Consider the following 15,101-nt stretch of genomic DNA (forward strand, 5'->3'; position numbering starts at 1 on the left):
GCTAACGTTCTATGTGTCAGCGCCGACGCGCTTATTGACTCGTTATCTTTCATTCGCAAGGGATCTGTTTATGTCGACTGCCATTCATGACGAACAACTCGACCGTCGCATCGAGGAACTCATCGCCAACGACCCCCAGTTCGCCGCCGCCCGGCCGGACCCGGCCATCACCGCCGCCACCGAAGCGCCCGGGCTGCGGCTGCCGCAGATCATCCGGACCGTGCTGGACGGCTACGCCGACCGCCCGGCACTGGCGCAGCGCGCGGTGGAGTTCGTCACCGACGCCAAGACCGGACGGACGACCGCCGAGCTGCTCCCCCGCTTCGAGACCATCACGTATGGCGAACTCGGCAACCGGGTTTCAGCCCTCGGCCGCGGCTGGGCCGGCGACGCGGTGCGCCCCGGCGACCGCGTCTGCGTGCTCGGCTTCAACAGCGTTGACTACGCCACCATCGACATCGCCCTGGGCACCATCGGGGCAGTGTCGGTGCCGCTGCAGACCAGCGCGGCGATCTCGTCGCTGCAACCGATCGTCGCCGAGACCGAGCCCAGCCTGATCGCCTCCAGCGTCAACCAGCTGCCCGACGCCGTGGAGCTGATCCTGGCCGGCGACCACGTGCCCGGCAAGCTGGTCGTGTTCGACTACCAGCCCGAGGTCGACGACCAGCGCGAGGCCGTGGAGAGCGCCGCCGGGCGGTTGGCCGATGCCGGCGTCGTGGTCGAGGCGCTCGCCGACGTGCTGCGGCGGGGCAAGGACCTGCCGGCCGTCGAGCTGCCGGCGAGCGACGAAGACTCGCTGGCCCTGCTGATCTACACCTCAGGCAGCACCGGCGCGCCCAAGGGCGCGATGTACCCGCAGAGCAACGTCGGCAAGATGTGGCGCCGCGGCAGCAAGAACTGGTTCGGCGAGAGCGCCGCGTCGATCACCCTCAACTTCATGCCGATGAGCCACGTCATGGGGCGCGGCATCCTCTACGGCACGTTGGGCAATGGCGGTACTGCGTACTTCGCCGCCCGTAGTGACCTGTCCACCCTGCTCGAGGACCTCGAGTTGGTGCGGCCCACCGAGATGAACTTCGTCCCCCGCATCTGGGAGACACTGTTCGGTGAATTCCAGCGCCAGGTCGAGCGGCGGCTGGCCGAGGGCGGAGATCGCGAAGCGGTCGAAGCTGCGGTGTTGGAAGAACAGCGCCAGTACCTGCTGGGTGGGCGGTTCATCTTCGCGATGACAGGTTCGGCGCCCACCTCGCCGGAGCTCAAGACGTGGGCCGAGTCACTGCTGCAGATGCACCTGCTGGACGGCTACGGCTCCACCGAGGCCGGAATGGTGTTGTTCGACGGGGAGATTCAGCGTCCGCCGGTCATCGACTACAAGCTGGTCGACGTTCCGGATCTGGGCTACTTCAGCACCGACCGCCCGCATCCGCGCGGTGAGCTGTTGCTGCGCACCGAGAACATGTTCCCCGGTTACTACAAGCGGGCCGAGACCACCGCCAACGTTTTCGACGACGACGGCTACTACCGCACCGGTGACGTGTTCGCCGAGATCGCGCCGGACCGGCTGGTGTACGTCGACCGCCGCAACAACGTGCTCAAGCTCGCGCAGGGCGAGTTCGTCACCCTGGCCAAGCTGGAGGCGGTGTTCGGCAACAGCCCGCTGATCCGCCAGATCTATGTCTACGGCAACAGCGCCCAGCCCTACCTGCTGGCCGTCGTGGTGCCGACCGAAGAGGCGTTGGCGGACAACGCCGTTGAGGCACTCAAGCCCAAGATCGCCGACTCGCTGCAGAAGGTCGCCAAGGAGACCGGCCTGCAGTCTTACGAGGTGCCGCGTGACTTCATCATCGAGACCACGCCGTTCACCCTGGAAAACGGTCTGCTGACCGGTATTCGCAAGCTGGCGTGGCCAAAGCTCAAGGCGCACTACGGGGATCGGCTCGAGCAGATCTACGCCGATCTGGCCGCGGGACAGGCCAACGAGTTGGCCGAACTGCGCCGCAGCGGCGCGGCGGCGCCGGTGCTGCAGACCGTGGGCCGGGCCGCGGCCGCCATGCTGGGGGCTTCGGCCGGCGATCTGTCCGGGGATGCCCACTTCACCGATCTGGGTGGAGACTCGTTGTCGGCGTTGACCTTCGGGAACCTGCTGCGCGAGATCTTCGACGTCGATGTGCCGGTGGGTGTCATCGTCAGCCCGGCCAACGACCTGGCGGCCATCGCCGCCTACATCGAGGCCGAGCGGCAGGGCTCCAAGCGGCCGACGTTCGCCGCCGTGCACGGTCGCGGCGCGACCACGGTGCACGCCAGTGACCTCACGCTCGACAAGTTCCTCGACGAGGCGACCCTGGCCGCCGCGCCCACCTTGCCCAAGCCGGCCACCGAGGTGCGCACCGTGCTGCTGACCGGCGCGACCGGCTTTTTGGGCCGCTACTTGGCGCTGGACTGGCTCGAGCGGATGGACATGGTCGACGGCAAGGTCATCGCCCTGGTGCGGGCAAAGTCCGATGAGGAGGCGCGCGCCCGGCTGGACAAGACCTTCGACAGCGGCGACCCCAAACTGCTGGCGCACTACCAGCAGCTGGCCGCCGACCACTTGGAGGTCATCGCCGGCGACAAGGGCGAGGCCAACCTCGGCCTTGACCAGCAGACCTGGCAACGACTGGCCGACACCGTCGACGTCATCGTCGACCCCGCCGCGCTGGTGAACCACGTGCTGCCCTACAGCGAGCTGTTCGGCCCCAACGCCCTGGGCACCGCGGAGCTGATCCGGATCGCGCTGACGTCCAAGCAGAAGCCGTACACCTACGTGTCGACGATCGGCGTGGGCGACCAGATCCAGCCGGGTGAGTTCGTCGAGAACGCCGACATCCGGCAGATCAGCGCGACCCGCGCGATCAACGACAACTACGCCAACGGCTACGGCAACAGCAAGTGGGCCGGCGAGGTGTTGCTGCGCGAGGCGCACGACCTGTGCGGCCTGCCGGTTTCGGTGTTCCGCTGCGACATGATCCTGGCCGACACCACCTACGCCGGACAGCTCAACCTGCCGGACATGTTCACCCGGCTGATGCTGAGCCTGGTCGCCACCGGTATCGCGCCCGGGTCGTTCTACGAACTAGATGCCGACGGCAACCGGCAGCGGGCGCACTACGACGGCCTGCCGGTCGAGTTCATCGCCGCGGCGATCTCGACGCTGGGGACCCAGATCACCGACAGCGACACCGGCTTCCAGACGTACCACGTGATGAACCCCTACGACGACGGCATCGGCCTGGACGAGTACATCGACTGGCTGGTCGAGGCCGGGTATTCGATCGAGCGCATCGCCGATTACTCCGAGTGGCTGCGCCGGTTCCAGACGTCGCTGCGGGCCCTGCCGGATCGGCAGCGTCAGTACTCGCTGCTGCCGCTGTTGCACAACTACCAGACGCCGGAGAAGCCGATCAACGGCTCGATGGCGCCCACCGAGGTGTTCCGCGCGGCGGTGCAAGAGGCGAAAATCGGCCCCGACAAAGACATTCCGCATGTGTCGGCGCCGGTGATCGTCAAGTACATCACGAACCTGGAGTTGCTCGGTCTGCTCTGACGTGAGCTGAACAGCAAGTCGCCCAGCCCTTTTGGGGCTGGGCGACTTGTTTCGGTGTGCTGACTACTGCTGCGGGTGTGGCCAACGCAGATACGCGGCGTTACCCCCCGATCCCGCACCTGCGCGGTGGCGCCGCCATCCCCGCTTTGGTTCGGGGTCAGACGACGCGCGCGGCTTGGTCAGCGCACCCGAGGAGACCTCGGCCGGCTGCTCGTAAACCGAATCCCGGTACGGCTCAACGGCGGGTGTGCCCGTGGTGGCCGGCGCCACCGGCTGAACGTCGCGCGCCAGGCGTACGGCGGTGCGCGCCAACACGACGCCACCCACGAAGATGATCAGCGCTCCCAGGCCCGAGAAGTAGGTGACCTCGAGCACCGCGCGCTTGCGGTCGGTCGCGGCGATCGGGTCGCCGGCGGAGCCGATTCCCAGCAGGGGCGCGACCTGCCCGCCCACCACGAACCAGGCACCGGCCAGTACGGCCAGCCACCCGCCCAACATCGCGGCGATACGGTTGCCGGCAACGATCAGAAGCAGGCCGCCAATCGCGGTGGCCGCGCCCGGGGCGACCTCCAGCCAGCCCCGGGCCGAGCTCCATGCCCAGTTTCGGTCCGGCGTGTAGGCGAAGTTGAAGTGTGGACCGACAAACGGTATTAACGCCCCCCAGGCTCCCAGAATGACCAGGAGCAATCCGCTGACCGCGCCTCGCGAGCGCGGCATGCTCAGCCCGCGGGTTCGGCCGTCTTCTGCGTATTTCATGACATCCCCTCGTTGAATACCGGGCCTATTTCCGGCTCGAGATGGGTACCCGGCGACTTCCACTAGTAACCCACGCGGCAAACGAAAGCCAACCGCTGGCGGTGATTATTGTGGCTGGTGAGACTGGTGTTACTACTGAAGGCCGAGCAACAGCAGCACGATCGCCATCGCCGGGAAGGTGCCCTGGGCGAGCGCGGCCCGCCCCTTGTCGGGTGCGGACACCAGCAGCACCACCGCGGCCGCGGCCATCGATCCGATGCCGGCGAAAACCAGTCCCGCGCCAACATCGGTGTGTCCCAACGCAATTACGGCGATGCCGATGACGGTGACGATGGCGAGGAACAAGTTGTAGAAGCCTTGGTTGAAGGCGAGCAGCTTGGTGGTCTCGGCTTCCGCGGGGGTGGTGCCGAAGGTGGCGCGTGTGCGCGGCGAGGTCCAGGTCAACGATTCCATCACAAAGATGTAGACGTGCAGTAACGCCGCCAGCGCGGCGAACAGCAGCGCGGTCGTGATCATCGCGTCCTCCTGGCCGGTGCGGTTGCTCGATCTACCTTGGCGCAAAAAGGCACCGGCAGCCAAGGGCTGCCGGTGCCGTTTAGCGTTGCTGACCGGCGTCCTAGACGCCGGCGTGGTGGTGGCGGTGGAACAGACCCCCGCCGGGGCGCCGGTGGAACAGGCCACGCCCGCCGCGTCCCCGAGGCGTTGCGTCGGCCGCCACCGCGTCCGTCGGCGCGGCCGACATGCCGCCCGTCTCGTCATACATGGCGGGTTGGGCCGCCGGCACGGCATCGGCCGCCGCGGGCGCGGGCTGGGTAACCACGACGTCGCGCGCGTGCCGAACGGCCAGGCGCGCCACGGCCGCCCCGCCCAGGAACACGATCAGGGCGCCGAGACCGGTGAAGTAGGTGACCTCGAGCAGGGCCCGCTTCAGGTCCGCGGCGGCCGTCGGCTGACCGACGTCCCCAATGCCCAGCGTCGGGGCGAAGGCGCGTCCGACGACGAACCAGGCGCCGCCCAGGACCGCCAGCCAGCCGCCGAAGACGGCGTTCGCGCGGTTGCCGGAGAGCAGGACCAGCAGGCCGCCCACCGCGGCGGCGGCACCGGGAAGCACTTCGAGCCAGCCTTTGGCCGCCGTCCAGGTCCACGCGGGGTCCGCGGCGTAGGCCCAGTCGATGTTGGGGCCGAAGAACGGAACCAGTGCACCCCAAGCACCCAACAGAATCAGGAGTAGCCCGGTCAGCGCGCCGCGGGTACGCGGCATGTACATCGCGCGCGGGCTTTCGTAGTCATGGCGCCTGTTCCTCATCTTCAGTCTCCTTCACGAGGCGTTACTGCTGTGAGGTTGGTTACCCACGCCGCCGCGAAGTAACCCGACAAGGCCGGGCGACTGTTTGCTGTGGCTATTCGAACAGGCCGGGCTGGCCGAGGCCGGCGGCCCCGGGGGGCGGCGCCATGCCCAGGTGCGTCCACGCCTGGGCGGTGGCCACCCGGCCGCGCGGGGTCCGGGCCACCATGCCGGCGCGGACCAGGAACGGCTCGCACACCTCCTCGACGGTGGTCGCCTCCTCGCCGACCGCCACCGCCAGCGTCGATACCCCGACCGGCCCGCCGCCGAAGCTGCGGGTCAGCGCCGAGAGCACCGCCCGGTCCAGCCGGTCCAGCCCCAGTTCGTCGACGTCGTAGACCGCCAGCGCGGACTTGGCGACGTCGCGGGTGATCACGCCGTCGGCGCGCACCTCGGCAAAGTCCCGCACCCGGCGCAACAGCCGGTTGGCGATCCGTGGCGTGCCCCGCGAGCGGCGGGCGATCTCCTCGGCCGCGTCGCCGCCGAGTTCGATGCCCAGAATCCCGGCGGAGCGGGCCAGCACCCGCTCCAGCTCGGCGGGCTCGTAGAAGTCCATGTGCGCGGTGAAGCCGAAGCGATCGCGCAGCGGGCCGGTCAGCGCGCCGGACCGGGTGGTGGCGCCGACCAGGGTGAACGGCGCCACCTCCAGCGGGATCGACGTCGCCCCCGGGCCCTTGCCGACGACCACGTCGACCCGGAAGTCCTCCATCGCCAGGTAGAGCATCTCCTCGGCGGGCCGCGCGATGCGGTGGATCTCGTCGATGAACAACACGTCGTGCTCGACGAGATTGGACAGCATCGCCGCCAGATCCCCGGCGCGCTCCAGCGCGGGCCCCGACGTCAGCCGCAACGAGGAGCCGAGCTCGGCCGCGATGATCATGGCCAGCGATGTCTTCCCCAGCCCCGGCGGGCCGGACAGCAGGATGTGATCCGGTGTGCCGCCGCGGTTCTTGGCCCCCTCGATGACGAGCTGCAGCTGTTCGCGCACCCGCGGCTGGCCGATGAACTCCCGCAGCGAGCGCGGCCGCAGGCTGACGTCGATATCGCCCTCGCCGGGCGCCAGCGCGCCCGAGACGTCGCGGTCGGACCAGTCGTCGTCGGTGGAGGTCATCGGGACTTACCCAGCAGTGACAGGGCGGCGCGCAGCGCACCGGAGGTGGTCGCGTCCTGCTCGGCGGCCAGTACCTTGTCGGTGGCTTCCTCGGCCTGCTTGACGGCGAACCCAAGGCCGACCAGGGCCTCCACCACCGGGCCGCGGACCGCGTGGCCGTTGACGGCCGTGCCCGCGGGGGCCGCCCCGGCACCGGCCACGCCCACCTTGTCCCGCAGCTCCAGAACCATCCGTTCGGCGCTGCGTTTGCCGATCCCGGGCACCCGGGTCAGCGCGGTGACGTCGCTGTCGTGCAGCGCCTGCCGCAGCGCGCCGGCGTCGTGCACGGCCAGGGTCGCCATCGCCAGCCGCGGCCCCACCCCTGACACCGACAGCAGGGTCAAAAACAGGTCGCGGGTGTCGGTGTCGGTGAAGCCGTACAGCGTCATCGAATCCTCGCGGACGATCATCGCGGTGATCAGCCGCGCCTCGGTCCCGGTCCGCAGCGTCGACAGCGTCGACGGCGTCGCGTTCACCCGGTAGCCGACGCCGGCGGCCTCGATCACCACGTGATCGAGCGCCACCTCGAGCACCTCGCCGCGCACCGCGGCGATCATCGGGCGGCTTTCAGCTTGGCCTGATACTTCTGCCGCTGCTCGGCGGCCAGCGCTTCGGCGGCCGCCATCCGGGCGATCATCGGCGCCCGCCAGCAATGACAGATTGCCAGCGCGAGAGCGTCGGCCGCGTCCGCCGGCGTCGGTTTGGCTTGCAGCGCAAGGATTCTGGTGACCATCGCGGTGACCTGGGCCTTGTTGGCCGTGCCGTTGCCGGTGACCGCGGCCTTGACCTCGCTGGGGGTGTGGAAGTGCACGTCGATGCCGCGCTTGGCCGCCGCCAGCGCGACCACGCCGCCGGCCTGGGCGGTGCCCATCACCGTCGACACGTTCAGCTGGGAGAACACGCGCTCGACGGCCACGACGTCGGGCTTATGCGTGGCCAGCCAATGCTCGACGGCGTCGCTGATCTGCAGCAGCCGCTCGGCGAGCGGCGCGTCCGACGGCGTGCGCACCACGTCGACGTCGAGCGCGACGACGGTGCGCCCCCGCCCGCTCTCGACCACCGACAGCCCGCACCGGGTCAGGCCGGGGTCGACGCCCATCACCCGCATTACCCGCTCCCACCTAGTAATAGAACAGCTGTTCGATACCCTAGCGGCCGGCACCGACGCGTCCCGGGTGCGACACGCGGCGGCTACCCCGATTCCGGGCCGATTCCCGGGCCGCGAGGTTAGCGCCGAACCCACGAAAAAGCTGTTAGCTTTAGCCCACGTTCGCTCAAGCAGTGTGGCAACGGGAGGCTTCGCGTGGGTTCTCTGCTGGTCATTCTCGCCATCGTGCTGTTCATCGCGTCCATCGTGGTGCTCGTCATCGCTTTGCGGCGCCCCAAGCAACCGGCCGAGCGCGGCCGTCCGGATCCGCTCGCGTCGGACGCGATGCCGCAGTTCGGCCCGCGCCAACTCGGCCCCGGCGCCATCGTCAGCTACGGCGGCACCGACTACATCGTGCGCGGATCGGTCACCTTCCGCGAGGGGCCGTTCGTCTGGTGGGAACATCTGCTCGAGGGCGGCGACCAGCCGATCTGGTTCAGCGTCGAGGACGACGACGGGCGGCTGGAACTGGCGATGTGGGTCACTCGCAAGGATGTGCCGCTGCGGCCCGGCGACCCCTACGTCGTCGACGGCCTGATGTTTCACGAATCCGAACGCGGCCGCGCCTCGTACACGACCGAAGGCACCACCGGGCTGCCGGCCGGCGGTGAGATGGAATTCGTCGACTGCACCAATGAGGACGAGACGGTCCTGCTCTCCTTCGAGCGCTGGGCAGCGGACATGCCCTGGGAGGTGTCGACGGGCAAGTCCGTGTCACCCGGCGAACTCACCGTGTACGCGGCGCCCCCGCCCAGCCCCGCCTAGCGCGCACGAGGTCAGGCCGGTGCCTCTTCATCAGCTCGCCGTGAGCCCGGCGGACGTATCCGGGGAGCGGCTGGGGCTCGCGCTCAACGCGCCGGTCCCCGCGCCGCTGGCCACCTGCCGCCTGGATCATCCCGGCGGCGCGGGGGCGCTGCTGCTCGGGGTGCTCGGCGCGTCGCACGTCGTTGCGGTCGAGCACGCCGCGGGGCGGTTCTCCGAGGAAATCTCTTGCACGGCACGCAATCTCGGGGCCGAACTGCCCGAGCGCACCGACGTGCCCGGCTACCGCCTGCGATCGCGCACCGACGCCCGCGGCGAGGCGGACTTCCGCCGCCTCGCGCACGACCTGCGCGGCCGCTGCGCCCGACGGGCCGGCTGGCTCGGCGGCACCTTCCCGGGCGACGACGCCGCGCTGACCGTGCTGGCCGCCGAGCCCGACGGCGCCGGATGGCGTTGGCAGACCTGGCATCTGTACCCGGGGCATCCGGCCGGCTCCGGCGGGACCGTGGTTCACACGGCGAGCCGGTGGCAACCGTGAGCCGGACCCGCCTGTTCGTGCTCGCCGGCTTGCTGGCAGCGGGCGCCGTGGTGTGTCTGCTGATCGGAATCATCTTGCTGCAGAAGAACATCGCGTCATACGTCGCGGGCCACTATCACGAGTACGCGCACGACGTGAACGGCACGCGCTACCAGTGCACCGGATCCCCACGGCAGACGGCCGACACGCTCGTCGCGTATGCGCGACCCGAGGCGCGCGCCGACAACGGCAACACCGAATACCTGCGTTATGCCAACAACATCGTGATCGTCGGGCCCGACGGCACCTACCCGTGCAGCATCCGCGTCGAGTCGCTGAGCGCCGGCTACAGCCACGGCGCGTTCATCTTCCTCGGTCCCGGATTCACGCCCGGCTCCCCGTCGGGTGGTTCCGGGGGCAGCCCCGGCGGCCCGGGCGGAACCAAGTGATGGCACCACAAAAGGAGACAACCATGTACCTCGCCGTCGACATCGGAACCGTCGACCTCAATCCCGTCCTGAAAGGCGCGGTCGCGACGATCCTGTACTTCGTCGTGGGCATGGCCGTCCTGCTCGTCGGGTTCTACGTGGTCGACGTGCTGACCCCGGGAAAGCTGCGCCAGCTGGTGTTCATCGACCGCCGCCCCAACGCCGTCATCGTCGCGGGCGCGATGTACATCGCGCTGACCGTCGTCATCATCACCGCGATCGCCAACAGCTACAGCCAGCTGGGCCAGGGACTACTCGGCGTGGCGGTGTATGGGTTGATGGGCGTGATTTTGCTCGGAATAGCGCTGCTCGCAATGCATCTGCTGATCCCGGGCAGTTTCCACGAGCACATCGACGAGCAGGTGCTGCATCCCGGCTCGTTCGCGGTGGCGCTGATACTGCTCGCCGTGGGAGGGGTGACCGCCGCGGCGGTGTCATGAGCTCCGTCAGATCAGCGGGCGATGTGGACACGCCTCCGGCGGCGCCGGCCGCGGCGGCGTCGGGGCGGTGGCGGGCGCTGCTGTTGGCGGCCGTGGCGGCGTGCGCGGCCTGCGGCATCATCTACGAACTGGCGCTGCTGACGCTGTCGGCCAGCCTCGACGGCGGCGGCATCGTCGCCACCTCACTGATCGTGGCGGGCTACATCGCCGCGCTGGGCGTGGGCGCCCTGCTGGTCAAGCCGTTGCTGGCGCACGCGGCGATCACGTTCATCGCCGTGGAGGCGCTGCTCGGCGTCATCGGCGGGCTGTCCGCGGCGGCGCTGTACATGGTGTTCGCGTTCCTGGACGGCGCGGTCGGATCGACGTGGGTGCTGGCGGTGAGCACGGCTTTGATCGGTGGCCTGGTCGGCGCCGAGGTGCCGCTGCTGATGACGCTGCTGCAGAGTGGGCGAGTGACGGGTGCCGCCGACGCCGGGCGCACCCTCGCCAACCTCAACGCCGCCGATTACCTCGGCGCGCTGCTGGGCGGGCTGGTCTGGCCGTTCCTGCTGCTGCCGCAGCTGGGGATGATTCGCGGCGCGGCGGCCACCGGCATGATCAATCTGGCGGCGGCGGCCGTCGTCGCGATTTTCCTGCTGCGCCACGTGGTTTCGGCCCGTCAACTACTGCTCGCGCTGTGCGCGCTGGCCGCCGCGCTGGGACTGCTGGCCACCCTGCTGCTGCACTCGGCGGACGTCGAAACCACTAGCCGGCAACGGCTTTACGCCGACCCGATCGTCGCCTACCGGCACACGCCCTACCAGGAGATCGTGGTGACCCGCCGCGGCAACGACACTCGCCTGTACCTCGACGGCGGGCTGCAATTCTCCACCCGGGACGAATACCGCTACACCGAAAGCCTCGTCTACCCCGCGCTCGGCAACGGCGCCCATTCGGTGCTGGTGCTCGGCGGCGGCGACGGCCTGGTGGCGCGCGAATTGCTGCGCCAGCCCGGCATTTCCACGATCGTGCAGGTCGAGCTCGACCCCGCGGTGATCGACATCGCGCGCACCACGCTGCGCGGCGCCAACGGCGGTTCGTTGGACAACCCGCGGGTGCACGTGGTGACACAGGACGCGATGAGCTGGTTGCGCGCACCCGGCATCGACCGGTTCGACGCGATCATCGTCGATCTTCCCGACCCCGACACCCCCGTGCTGGGCCGGCTGTACTCGACCGAGTTCTACGCGCTGGCCGCCCGGGCCCTGGCCCCGCGCGGGCTGATGGCGGTGCAGGCGGGCAGCCCCTTTTCCACACCGACGGCGTACCGGCGCACGGTGTCGACGATCCGGGCGGCGGGCTACGCGGTCACGCCGTATCACGTGCACGTGCCGACGTTCGGTGACTGGGGATTCGCCCTGGCGCAGCGCGCCGACACGGCGCCGGAACCGACGGTGCCGGCCGACGCTCCCCCACTGCGTTTCCTCAACCCGCAGGTGCTGCGGGCCGCGTGTGTGTTCTCCGGCGACATCGCGCCGCGGCCCGTGGAGCCGTCGACCCTGGACAATCCCCGCATCGTCGAGGACATGCGGCACGGGTACGACTAGTCCGCCGAGCGCGGTGAACTACTCCTCGTCGAGGGCGGCGAGCACCTCGTCGGACAGGTCGACGTTGGTCCAGACGTTCTGCACGTCGTCGCTGTCCTCCAGCGCGTCGACCAGCTTGAACACCTTGCGGGCGCCGTCGACGTCCACCGGCACGCTGACCGACGGCTGGAAGCTCGCCTCCGCGGATTCGTAGTCGATGCCGGCGTCCTGCAGCGCGGTGCGCACCGCGACCAGGTCGGTCGGCTCGGAGATGACCTCGAAGCTCTCGCCGAGATCGTTCACGTCCTCGGCGCCGGCCTCGAGCACGGCCGTCAGCACGTCGTCCTCGGTCAGGCCGTTCTTCTCGAGCGTGACCACGCCCTTGCGGGTGAACAGGTAGGACACCGAGCCGGGGTCGGCCATGTTGCCGCCGTTGCGGGTGACGGCCACCCGGACTTCGCCGGCCGCGCGGTTGCGGTTGTCGGTCAGGCACTCGATCAGGACCGCGACGCCGTTGGGGCCGTAGCCCTCGTACATGATCGTCTGGTAGTCGGCGCCGCCGGCCTCTTCGCCCGCGCCGCGCTTGCGTGCCCGCTCGATGTTGTCATTGGGCACCGAGGTCTTCTTCGCCTTCTGGATGGCGTCATACAGCGTCGGGTTGCCGGCCGGGTCACCGCCGCCGGTGCGGGCGGCGACCTCGATGTTCTTGATCAGCCGGGCAAACTCCTTGCCGCGGCGCGCGTCTTTGACGGCCTTCTGGTGCTTGGTGGTGGCCCACTTGGAATGGCCGCTCATGGGTGTCTCTTACCTCTTCTATGTCTGGAAAGTTCGCCAGACGAGTCTACGTGGACGTCTGCGCCCGACTGCCGGGCGCTGCACTCCGGTCGCAGGATTTGTGCGGTGACGGCGTTGAGTGTGCGCTGGAGGCGGCGACACGCCGGGGGATGCCGCCCCGCAGCACACTGAAAACCCGGACTGCACACCGAACGCCCTGCGGCGTCAGGCCTGGCCGGTCACCATGTCGACGAACATGTGGTGGATGCGCCGGTCGCCGGTCACCTCGGGGTGAAACGCCGTCGCCAGCTTGCGCCCCTGGCGCACCGCGACGACGTGTCCGGCGGCGCTGGCCAGCGCCTCCACGCCGTCACCCACGCGCTCGACCCACGGCGCGCGGATGAACACCGCGCGCACCGGATCGCTCAGCCCGGCGAAGGGGATGTCGCCCTCGAACGAGTCGACCTGGCGCCCAAAAGCGTTGCGCCGCACGGTCATATCGATCGCGCGCAGGGGCAGCGCCTCCCGGCCGCCCGCTCCGGCGTCCAGAATCTCGCTGGCCAGCAGGATCATGCCGGCGCACGCGCCGTAGGCGGGCAGCCCGTCGGCCAGCAGGCCCCGCAACGGCTCCAGCAGCCCGAGATCGAGCAGCAGGTGGCTCATGGTGGTCGATTCCCCACCGGGAATGACCAGCCCGTCGACCGCCTCGAGTTCGGCACGCCGGCGCACCGGCATCGACTCGGCTCCAGCCTCGCACAGGGCGGCCAGGTGCTCGCGGGTGTCGCCCTGCAGCGCCAGCACCCCGATCCGCGGGGCGCTCACTGCTGGGCCGGCTGGTGGCCGCGCTTGAAGCGGGTCAGCCCCTCCTGCATGACCGCCGCGACCATCTCACCGGATTGGGTGAAGATCTTGCCCTGGCACAGCGCTCGCCCGCCGTTGGCCGACGGCGAGGACTGGTCATACAGCAGCCACTCGTCAGCCCGGAACGCCCGCATGAACCACATCGCGTGGTCCAGCGACGCCACCTGCAGGTGCTCCCGTACGTCGAGGTGGGTGACCTGCGCCGATCCCAGCAGCGTCAGGTCGCTCATGTAGGCCAGCGCGCAGATGTGCAACACCGGGTCGTCGGGCAGCGGGTCACGGTGGCGGAACCAGACCTGCTGCTGGGCGGCCTTGCCCGGCAACAACTTCAGGCGTTCGCGCGGCACGATGCAGACGTCCCACTCCTCGAACTGTTTGAACCCGGCGTCGTCGAAGACCTTGATCGAGTCCAGCCCGGGCAGGCCGTCGGGCGGCGGTGCGGCCGGCATGGGGTCCTGGTGGTGGATGCCTTCCTGGTCGGTCTGGAAGGACGCGCCCATGCTGAAGATGATCTCGCCGTGCTGGATCGCGTTGACGCGGCGAGTCGCGAACGAGCCGCCGTCGCGGGTGCGCTCCACGATGAACACCGTGCGTTCCTTGGCGTCCCCGGGCCGCAGGAAGTAGCCGTGCAGCGAGTGCACCTGGTAACGCGGGTCGACGGTGCGCACCGCCGACACCAGCGACTGGCCGGCCACATGACCGCCGAAGGTGCGCTGCAGGAATCCCGATTCCGGGCTGAAGATGCTGCCGCGGTAGATGTTGACCTCGAGCTGCTCGAGATCGAGGATCTCTTCGATCGCCACCAATAGCCCTCGGCTTACCAGCCGCGTTCGGCGAGGCGATGCGGCTGCGCGATCTGCTCGACGTTGATGCCGACCATCGCCTCACCCAGCCCGCGCGAGACCTTGGCCAGCACGTCGGGATCGTCGTAGAAGGTGGTGGCCTTGACGATCGCCGCGGCGCGCTGGGCGGGGTCGCCGGACTTGAAGATGCCCGAGCCCACGAAGACGCCCTCGGCGCCGAGCTGCATCATCATCGCCGCGTCGGCGGGCGTGGCGATGCCGCCCGCCGTGAACATCGTGACCGGCAGCTTGCCCGCCCGGGCCACCTCGACGACGAGTTCGTAGGGCGCCTGCAATTCCTTTGCGGCGACGTACAATTCATCTTCGGACAGCGACGTCAGGCGGCGGATCTCGCCGCCGATCGCCCGCATGTGTGTGGTGGCGTTGGAGACGTCTCCGGTGCCGGCCTCCCCCTTGGAGCGGATCATGGCCGCGCCCTCGTTGATGCGTCTCAACGCTTCGCCGAGGTTGGTGGCGCCGCACACGAACGGCACGGTGAACTTCCACTTGTCGATGTGGTGGGTGTAGTCGGCGGGGGTGAGCACCTCGGACTCGTCGACGTAGTCCACGCCGAGGCTCTGCAGGATCTGCGCCTCGACGAAGTGCCCGATGCGCGCCTTGGCCATCACCGGGATGGTCACCGCGGCGATGATGCCCTCGATCATGTCCGGGTCGCTCATCCGCGACACCCCGCCCTGGGCGCGGATATCGGCGGGCACCCGCTCCAGCGCCATCACGGCGACGGCGCCGGCGCCCTCGGCGATCTTGGCTTGCTCGGGGGTGACGACGTCCATGATGACGCCGCCCTTGAGCATCTCGGCCATGCCGCGCTTGACGCGCGCGGTTCCGGTTCGCCCGTTGCCGTTCGGTG

The 15,101-nt window shown here is 69.3% G+C and carries 16 protein-coding genes; 6 read left to right on the forward strand and 10 right to left on the reverse strand.

Annotation, left to right across the window (positions count from 1 at the left end; all coding sequences use genetic code 11):
- Nucleotides 1-70 precede the first annotated feature (70 nt).
- Nucleotides 71-3,583 carry a carboxylic acid reductase gene (car, locus tag G6N26_RS08200; protein WP_083019173.1) on the forward strand — a complete coding sequence of 1,171 codons (3,513 nt, stop codon included), beginning with the start codon at nt 71-73 and terminating at the stop codon, nt 3,581-3,583.
- A 63-nt stretch (nt 3,584-3,646) separates the two neighbouring features.
- Here the strand turns inward: car and G6N26_RS08205 are convergent, their stop codons facing one another.
- From G6N26_RS08205 to ruvC, 6 genes are all read right to left on the reverse strand, one after another.
- Nucleotides 3,647-4,339 (reverse strand): hypothetical protein, encoded by a 693-nt coding sequence (locus G6N26_RS08205; RefSeq protein ID WP_067168198.1) that lies wholly within the window; start codon nt 4,337-4,339, stop codon nt 3,647-3,649.
- Nucleotides 4,340-4,471: 132 nt separating this feature from the next.
- A complete protein-coding gene (locus tag G6N26_RS08210) occupies nt 4,472-4,855 on the reverse strand; it encodes a DUF1304 domain-containing protein (RefSeq protein ID WP_067168197.1) in 384 nt (127 codons plus the stop codon).
- A gap of 100 nt (nt 4,856-4,955) precedes the next feature.
- A complete protein-coding gene (locus G6N26_RS08215) occupies nt 4,956-5,645 on the reverse strand; it encodes a hypothetical protein (protein ID WP_067168196.1) in 690 nt (229 codons plus the stop codon).
- 94 nt (nt 5,646-5,739) lie between these two features.
- Nucleotides 5,740-6,795: a Holliday junction branch migration DNA helicase RuvB gene (gene ruvB, locus G6N26_RS08220; RefSeq protein ID WP_083019175.1), complete on the reverse strand. Its 1,056-nt coding sequence runs from the start codon at nt 6,793-6,795 to the stop codon at nt 5,740-5,742.
- The gene (gene ruvA / locus G6N26_RS08225; RefSeq protein WP_067168194.1) at nt 6,792-7,391 is read right to left on the reverse strand and encodes a Holliday junction branch migration protein RuvA; all 600 of its coding nucleotides are present in this window, start codon (nt 7,389-7,391) and stop codon (nt 6,792-6,794) included. Before ruvA ends, ruvB begins: the two co-directional genes overlap by 4 nt.
- Nucleotides 7,388-7,942: a crossover junction endodeoxyribonuclease RuvC gene (gene ruvC, locus G6N26_RS08230; RefSeq protein WP_067168193.1), complete on the reverse strand. Its 555-nt coding sequence runs from the start codon at nt 7,940-7,942 to the stop codon at nt 7,388-7,390. The genes ruvA and ruvC overlap by 4 nt, the downstream gene beginning before the upstream one ends.
- 195 nt (nt 7,943-8,137) lie before the next feature.
- Here ruvC and G6N26_RS08235 point away from each other — a divergent pair, with 195 nt between their 5' ends.
- The 5 genes from G6N26_RS08235 to G6N26_RS08255 are packed head-to-tail and all read left to right on the forward strand — an operon-like array spanning nt 8,138 to nt 11,774.
- Complete coding sequence (locus G6N26_RS08235) at nt 8,138-8,746, forward strand: DUF4178 domain-containing protein (RefSeq protein WP_067168192.1); 609 nt, start codon at nt 8,138-8,140, stop codon at nt 8,744-8,746.
- 19 nt (nt 8,747-8,765) lie between these two features.
- Nucleotides 8,766-9,281 carry a DUF2617 family protein gene (locus tag G6N26_RS08240; RefSeq protein WP_067168191.1) on the forward strand — a complete coding sequence of 172 codons (516 nt, stop codon included), beginning with the start codon at nt 8,766-8,768 and terminating at the stop codon, nt 9,279-9,281.
- Nucleotides 9,278-9,709: a DUF4247 domain-containing protein gene (locus G6N26_RS08245; protein WP_067168212.1), complete on the forward strand. Its 432-nt coding sequence runs from the start codon at nt 9,278-9,280 to the stop codon at nt 9,707-9,709. Before G6N26_RS08240 ends, G6N26_RS08245 begins: the two co-directional genes overlap by 4 nt.
- 23 nt (nt 9,710-9,732) lie before the next feature.
- The gene (locus G6N26_RS08250) at nt 9,733-10,188 is read left to right on the forward strand and encodes a DUF350 domain-containing protein (RefSeq protein ID WP_067168190.1); all 456 of its coding nucleotides are present in this window, start codon (nt 9,733-9,735) and stop codon (nt 10,186-10,188) included.
- Entirely contained in the window at nt 10,185-11,774 is a 1,590-nt protein-coding gene (locus tag G6N26_RS08255) for a polyamine aminopropyltransferase (RefSeq protein WP_067168189.1), read from the forward strand. The genes G6N26_RS08250 and G6N26_RS08255 overlap by 4 nt, the downstream gene beginning before the upstream one ends.
- Nucleotides 11,775-11,792: 18 nt before the next feature.
- Here the strand turns inward: G6N26_RS08255 and G6N26_RS08260 are convergent, their stop codons facing one another.
- The 4 genes from G6N26_RS08260 to pdxS all read right to left on the reverse strand — a co-directional run bounded on the left by G6N26_RS08260 (nt 11,793) and on the right by pdxS (nt 15,054).
- Nucleotides 11,793-12,548 (reverse strand): YebC/PmpR family DNA-binding transcriptional regulator, encoded by a 756-nt coding sequence (locus G6N26_RS08260; RefSeq protein WP_067168188.1) that lies wholly within the window; start codon nt 12,546-12,548, stop codon nt 11,793-11,795.
- A gap of 204 nt (nt 12,549-12,752) precedes the next feature.
- On the reverse strand, nt 12,753-13,349 hold the full coding sequence (pdxT, locus tag G6N26_RS08265) for a pyridoxal 5'-phosphate synthase glutaminase subunit PdxT (protein ID WP_083019176.1): 597 nt from the start codon (nt 13,347-13,349) through the stop codon (nt 12,753-12,755).
- Nucleotides 13,346-14,191 carry an acyl-CoA thioesterase II gene (tesB, locus tag G6N26_RS08270; protein ID WP_067168211.1) on the reverse strand — a complete coding sequence of 282 codons (846 nt, stop codon included), beginning with the start codon at nt 14,189-14,191 and terminating at the stop codon, nt 13,346-13,348. Before tesB ends, pdxT begins: the two co-directional genes overlap by 4 nt.
- Nucleotides 14,192-14,205: 14 nt before the next feature.
- Nucleotides 14,206-15,054 (reverse strand): pyridoxal 5'-phosphate synthase lyase subunit PdxS, encoded by an 849-nt coding sequence (pdxS, locus tag G6N26_RS08275; RefSeq protein ID WP_232067582.1) that lies wholly within the window; start codon nt 15,052-15,054, stop codon nt 14,206-14,208.
- Nucleotides 15,055-15,101 lie beyond the last annotated feature (47 nt).

The sequence above is a fragment of the Mycobacterium marseillense genome, assembly GCF_010731675.1.
Classification (GTDB): domain Bacteria; phylum Actinomycetota; class Actinomycetes; order Mycobacteriales; family Mycobacteriaceae; genus Mycobacterium; species Mycobacterium marseillense.

Excerpts from the sequence above, each read along its gene's own strand:
- car (WP_083019173.1), top strand. The coding sequence starts at position 71 with ATGTCGACTGCCATTCATGACGAACAACTCGACCGTCGCATCGAGGAA.
- G6N26_RS08205 (WP_067168198.1), bottom strand. The coding sequence starts at position 4,339 with ATGAAATACGCAGAAGACGGCCGAACCCGCGGGCTGAGCATGCCGCGC.
- G6N26_RS08210 (WP_067168197.1), bottom strand. The coding sequence starts at position 4,855 with ATGATCACGACCGCGCTGCTGTTCGCCGCGCTGGCGGCGTTACTGCAC.
- G6N26_RS08215 (WP_067168196.1), bottom strand. The coding sequence starts at position 5,645 with ATGAGGAACAGGCGCCATGACTACGAAAGCCCGCGCGCGATGTACATG.
- ruvB (WP_083019175.1), bottom strand. The coding sequence starts at position 6,795 with ATGACCTCCACCGACGACGACTGGTCCGACCGCGACGTCTCGGGCGCG.
- ruvA (WP_067168194.1), bottom strand. The coding sequence starts at position 7,391 with ATGATCGCCGCGGTGCGCGGCGAGGTGCTCGAGGTGGCGCTCGATCAC.
- ruvC (WP_067168193.1), bottom strand. The coding sequence starts at position 7,942 with ATGCGGGTGATGGGCGTCGACCCCGGCCTGACCCGGTGCGGGCTGTCG.
- G6N26_RS08250 (WP_067168190.1), top strand. The coding sequence starts at position 9,733 with ATGTACCTCGCCGTCGACATCGGAACCGTCGACCTCAATCCCGTCCTG.
- G6N26_RS08255 (WP_067168189.1), top strand. The coding sequence starts at position 10,185 with ATGAGCTCCGTCAGATCAGCGGGCGATGTGGACACGCCTCCGGCGGCG.
- G6N26_RS08260 (WP_067168188.1), bottom strand. The coding sequence starts at position 12,548 with ATGAGCGGCCATTCCAAGTGGGCCACCACCAAGCACCAGAAGGCCGTC.
- pdxS (WP_232067582.1), bottom strand. The coding sequence starts at position 15,054 with ATGGCCGAGATGCTCAAGGGCGGCGTCATCATGGACGTCGTCACCCCC.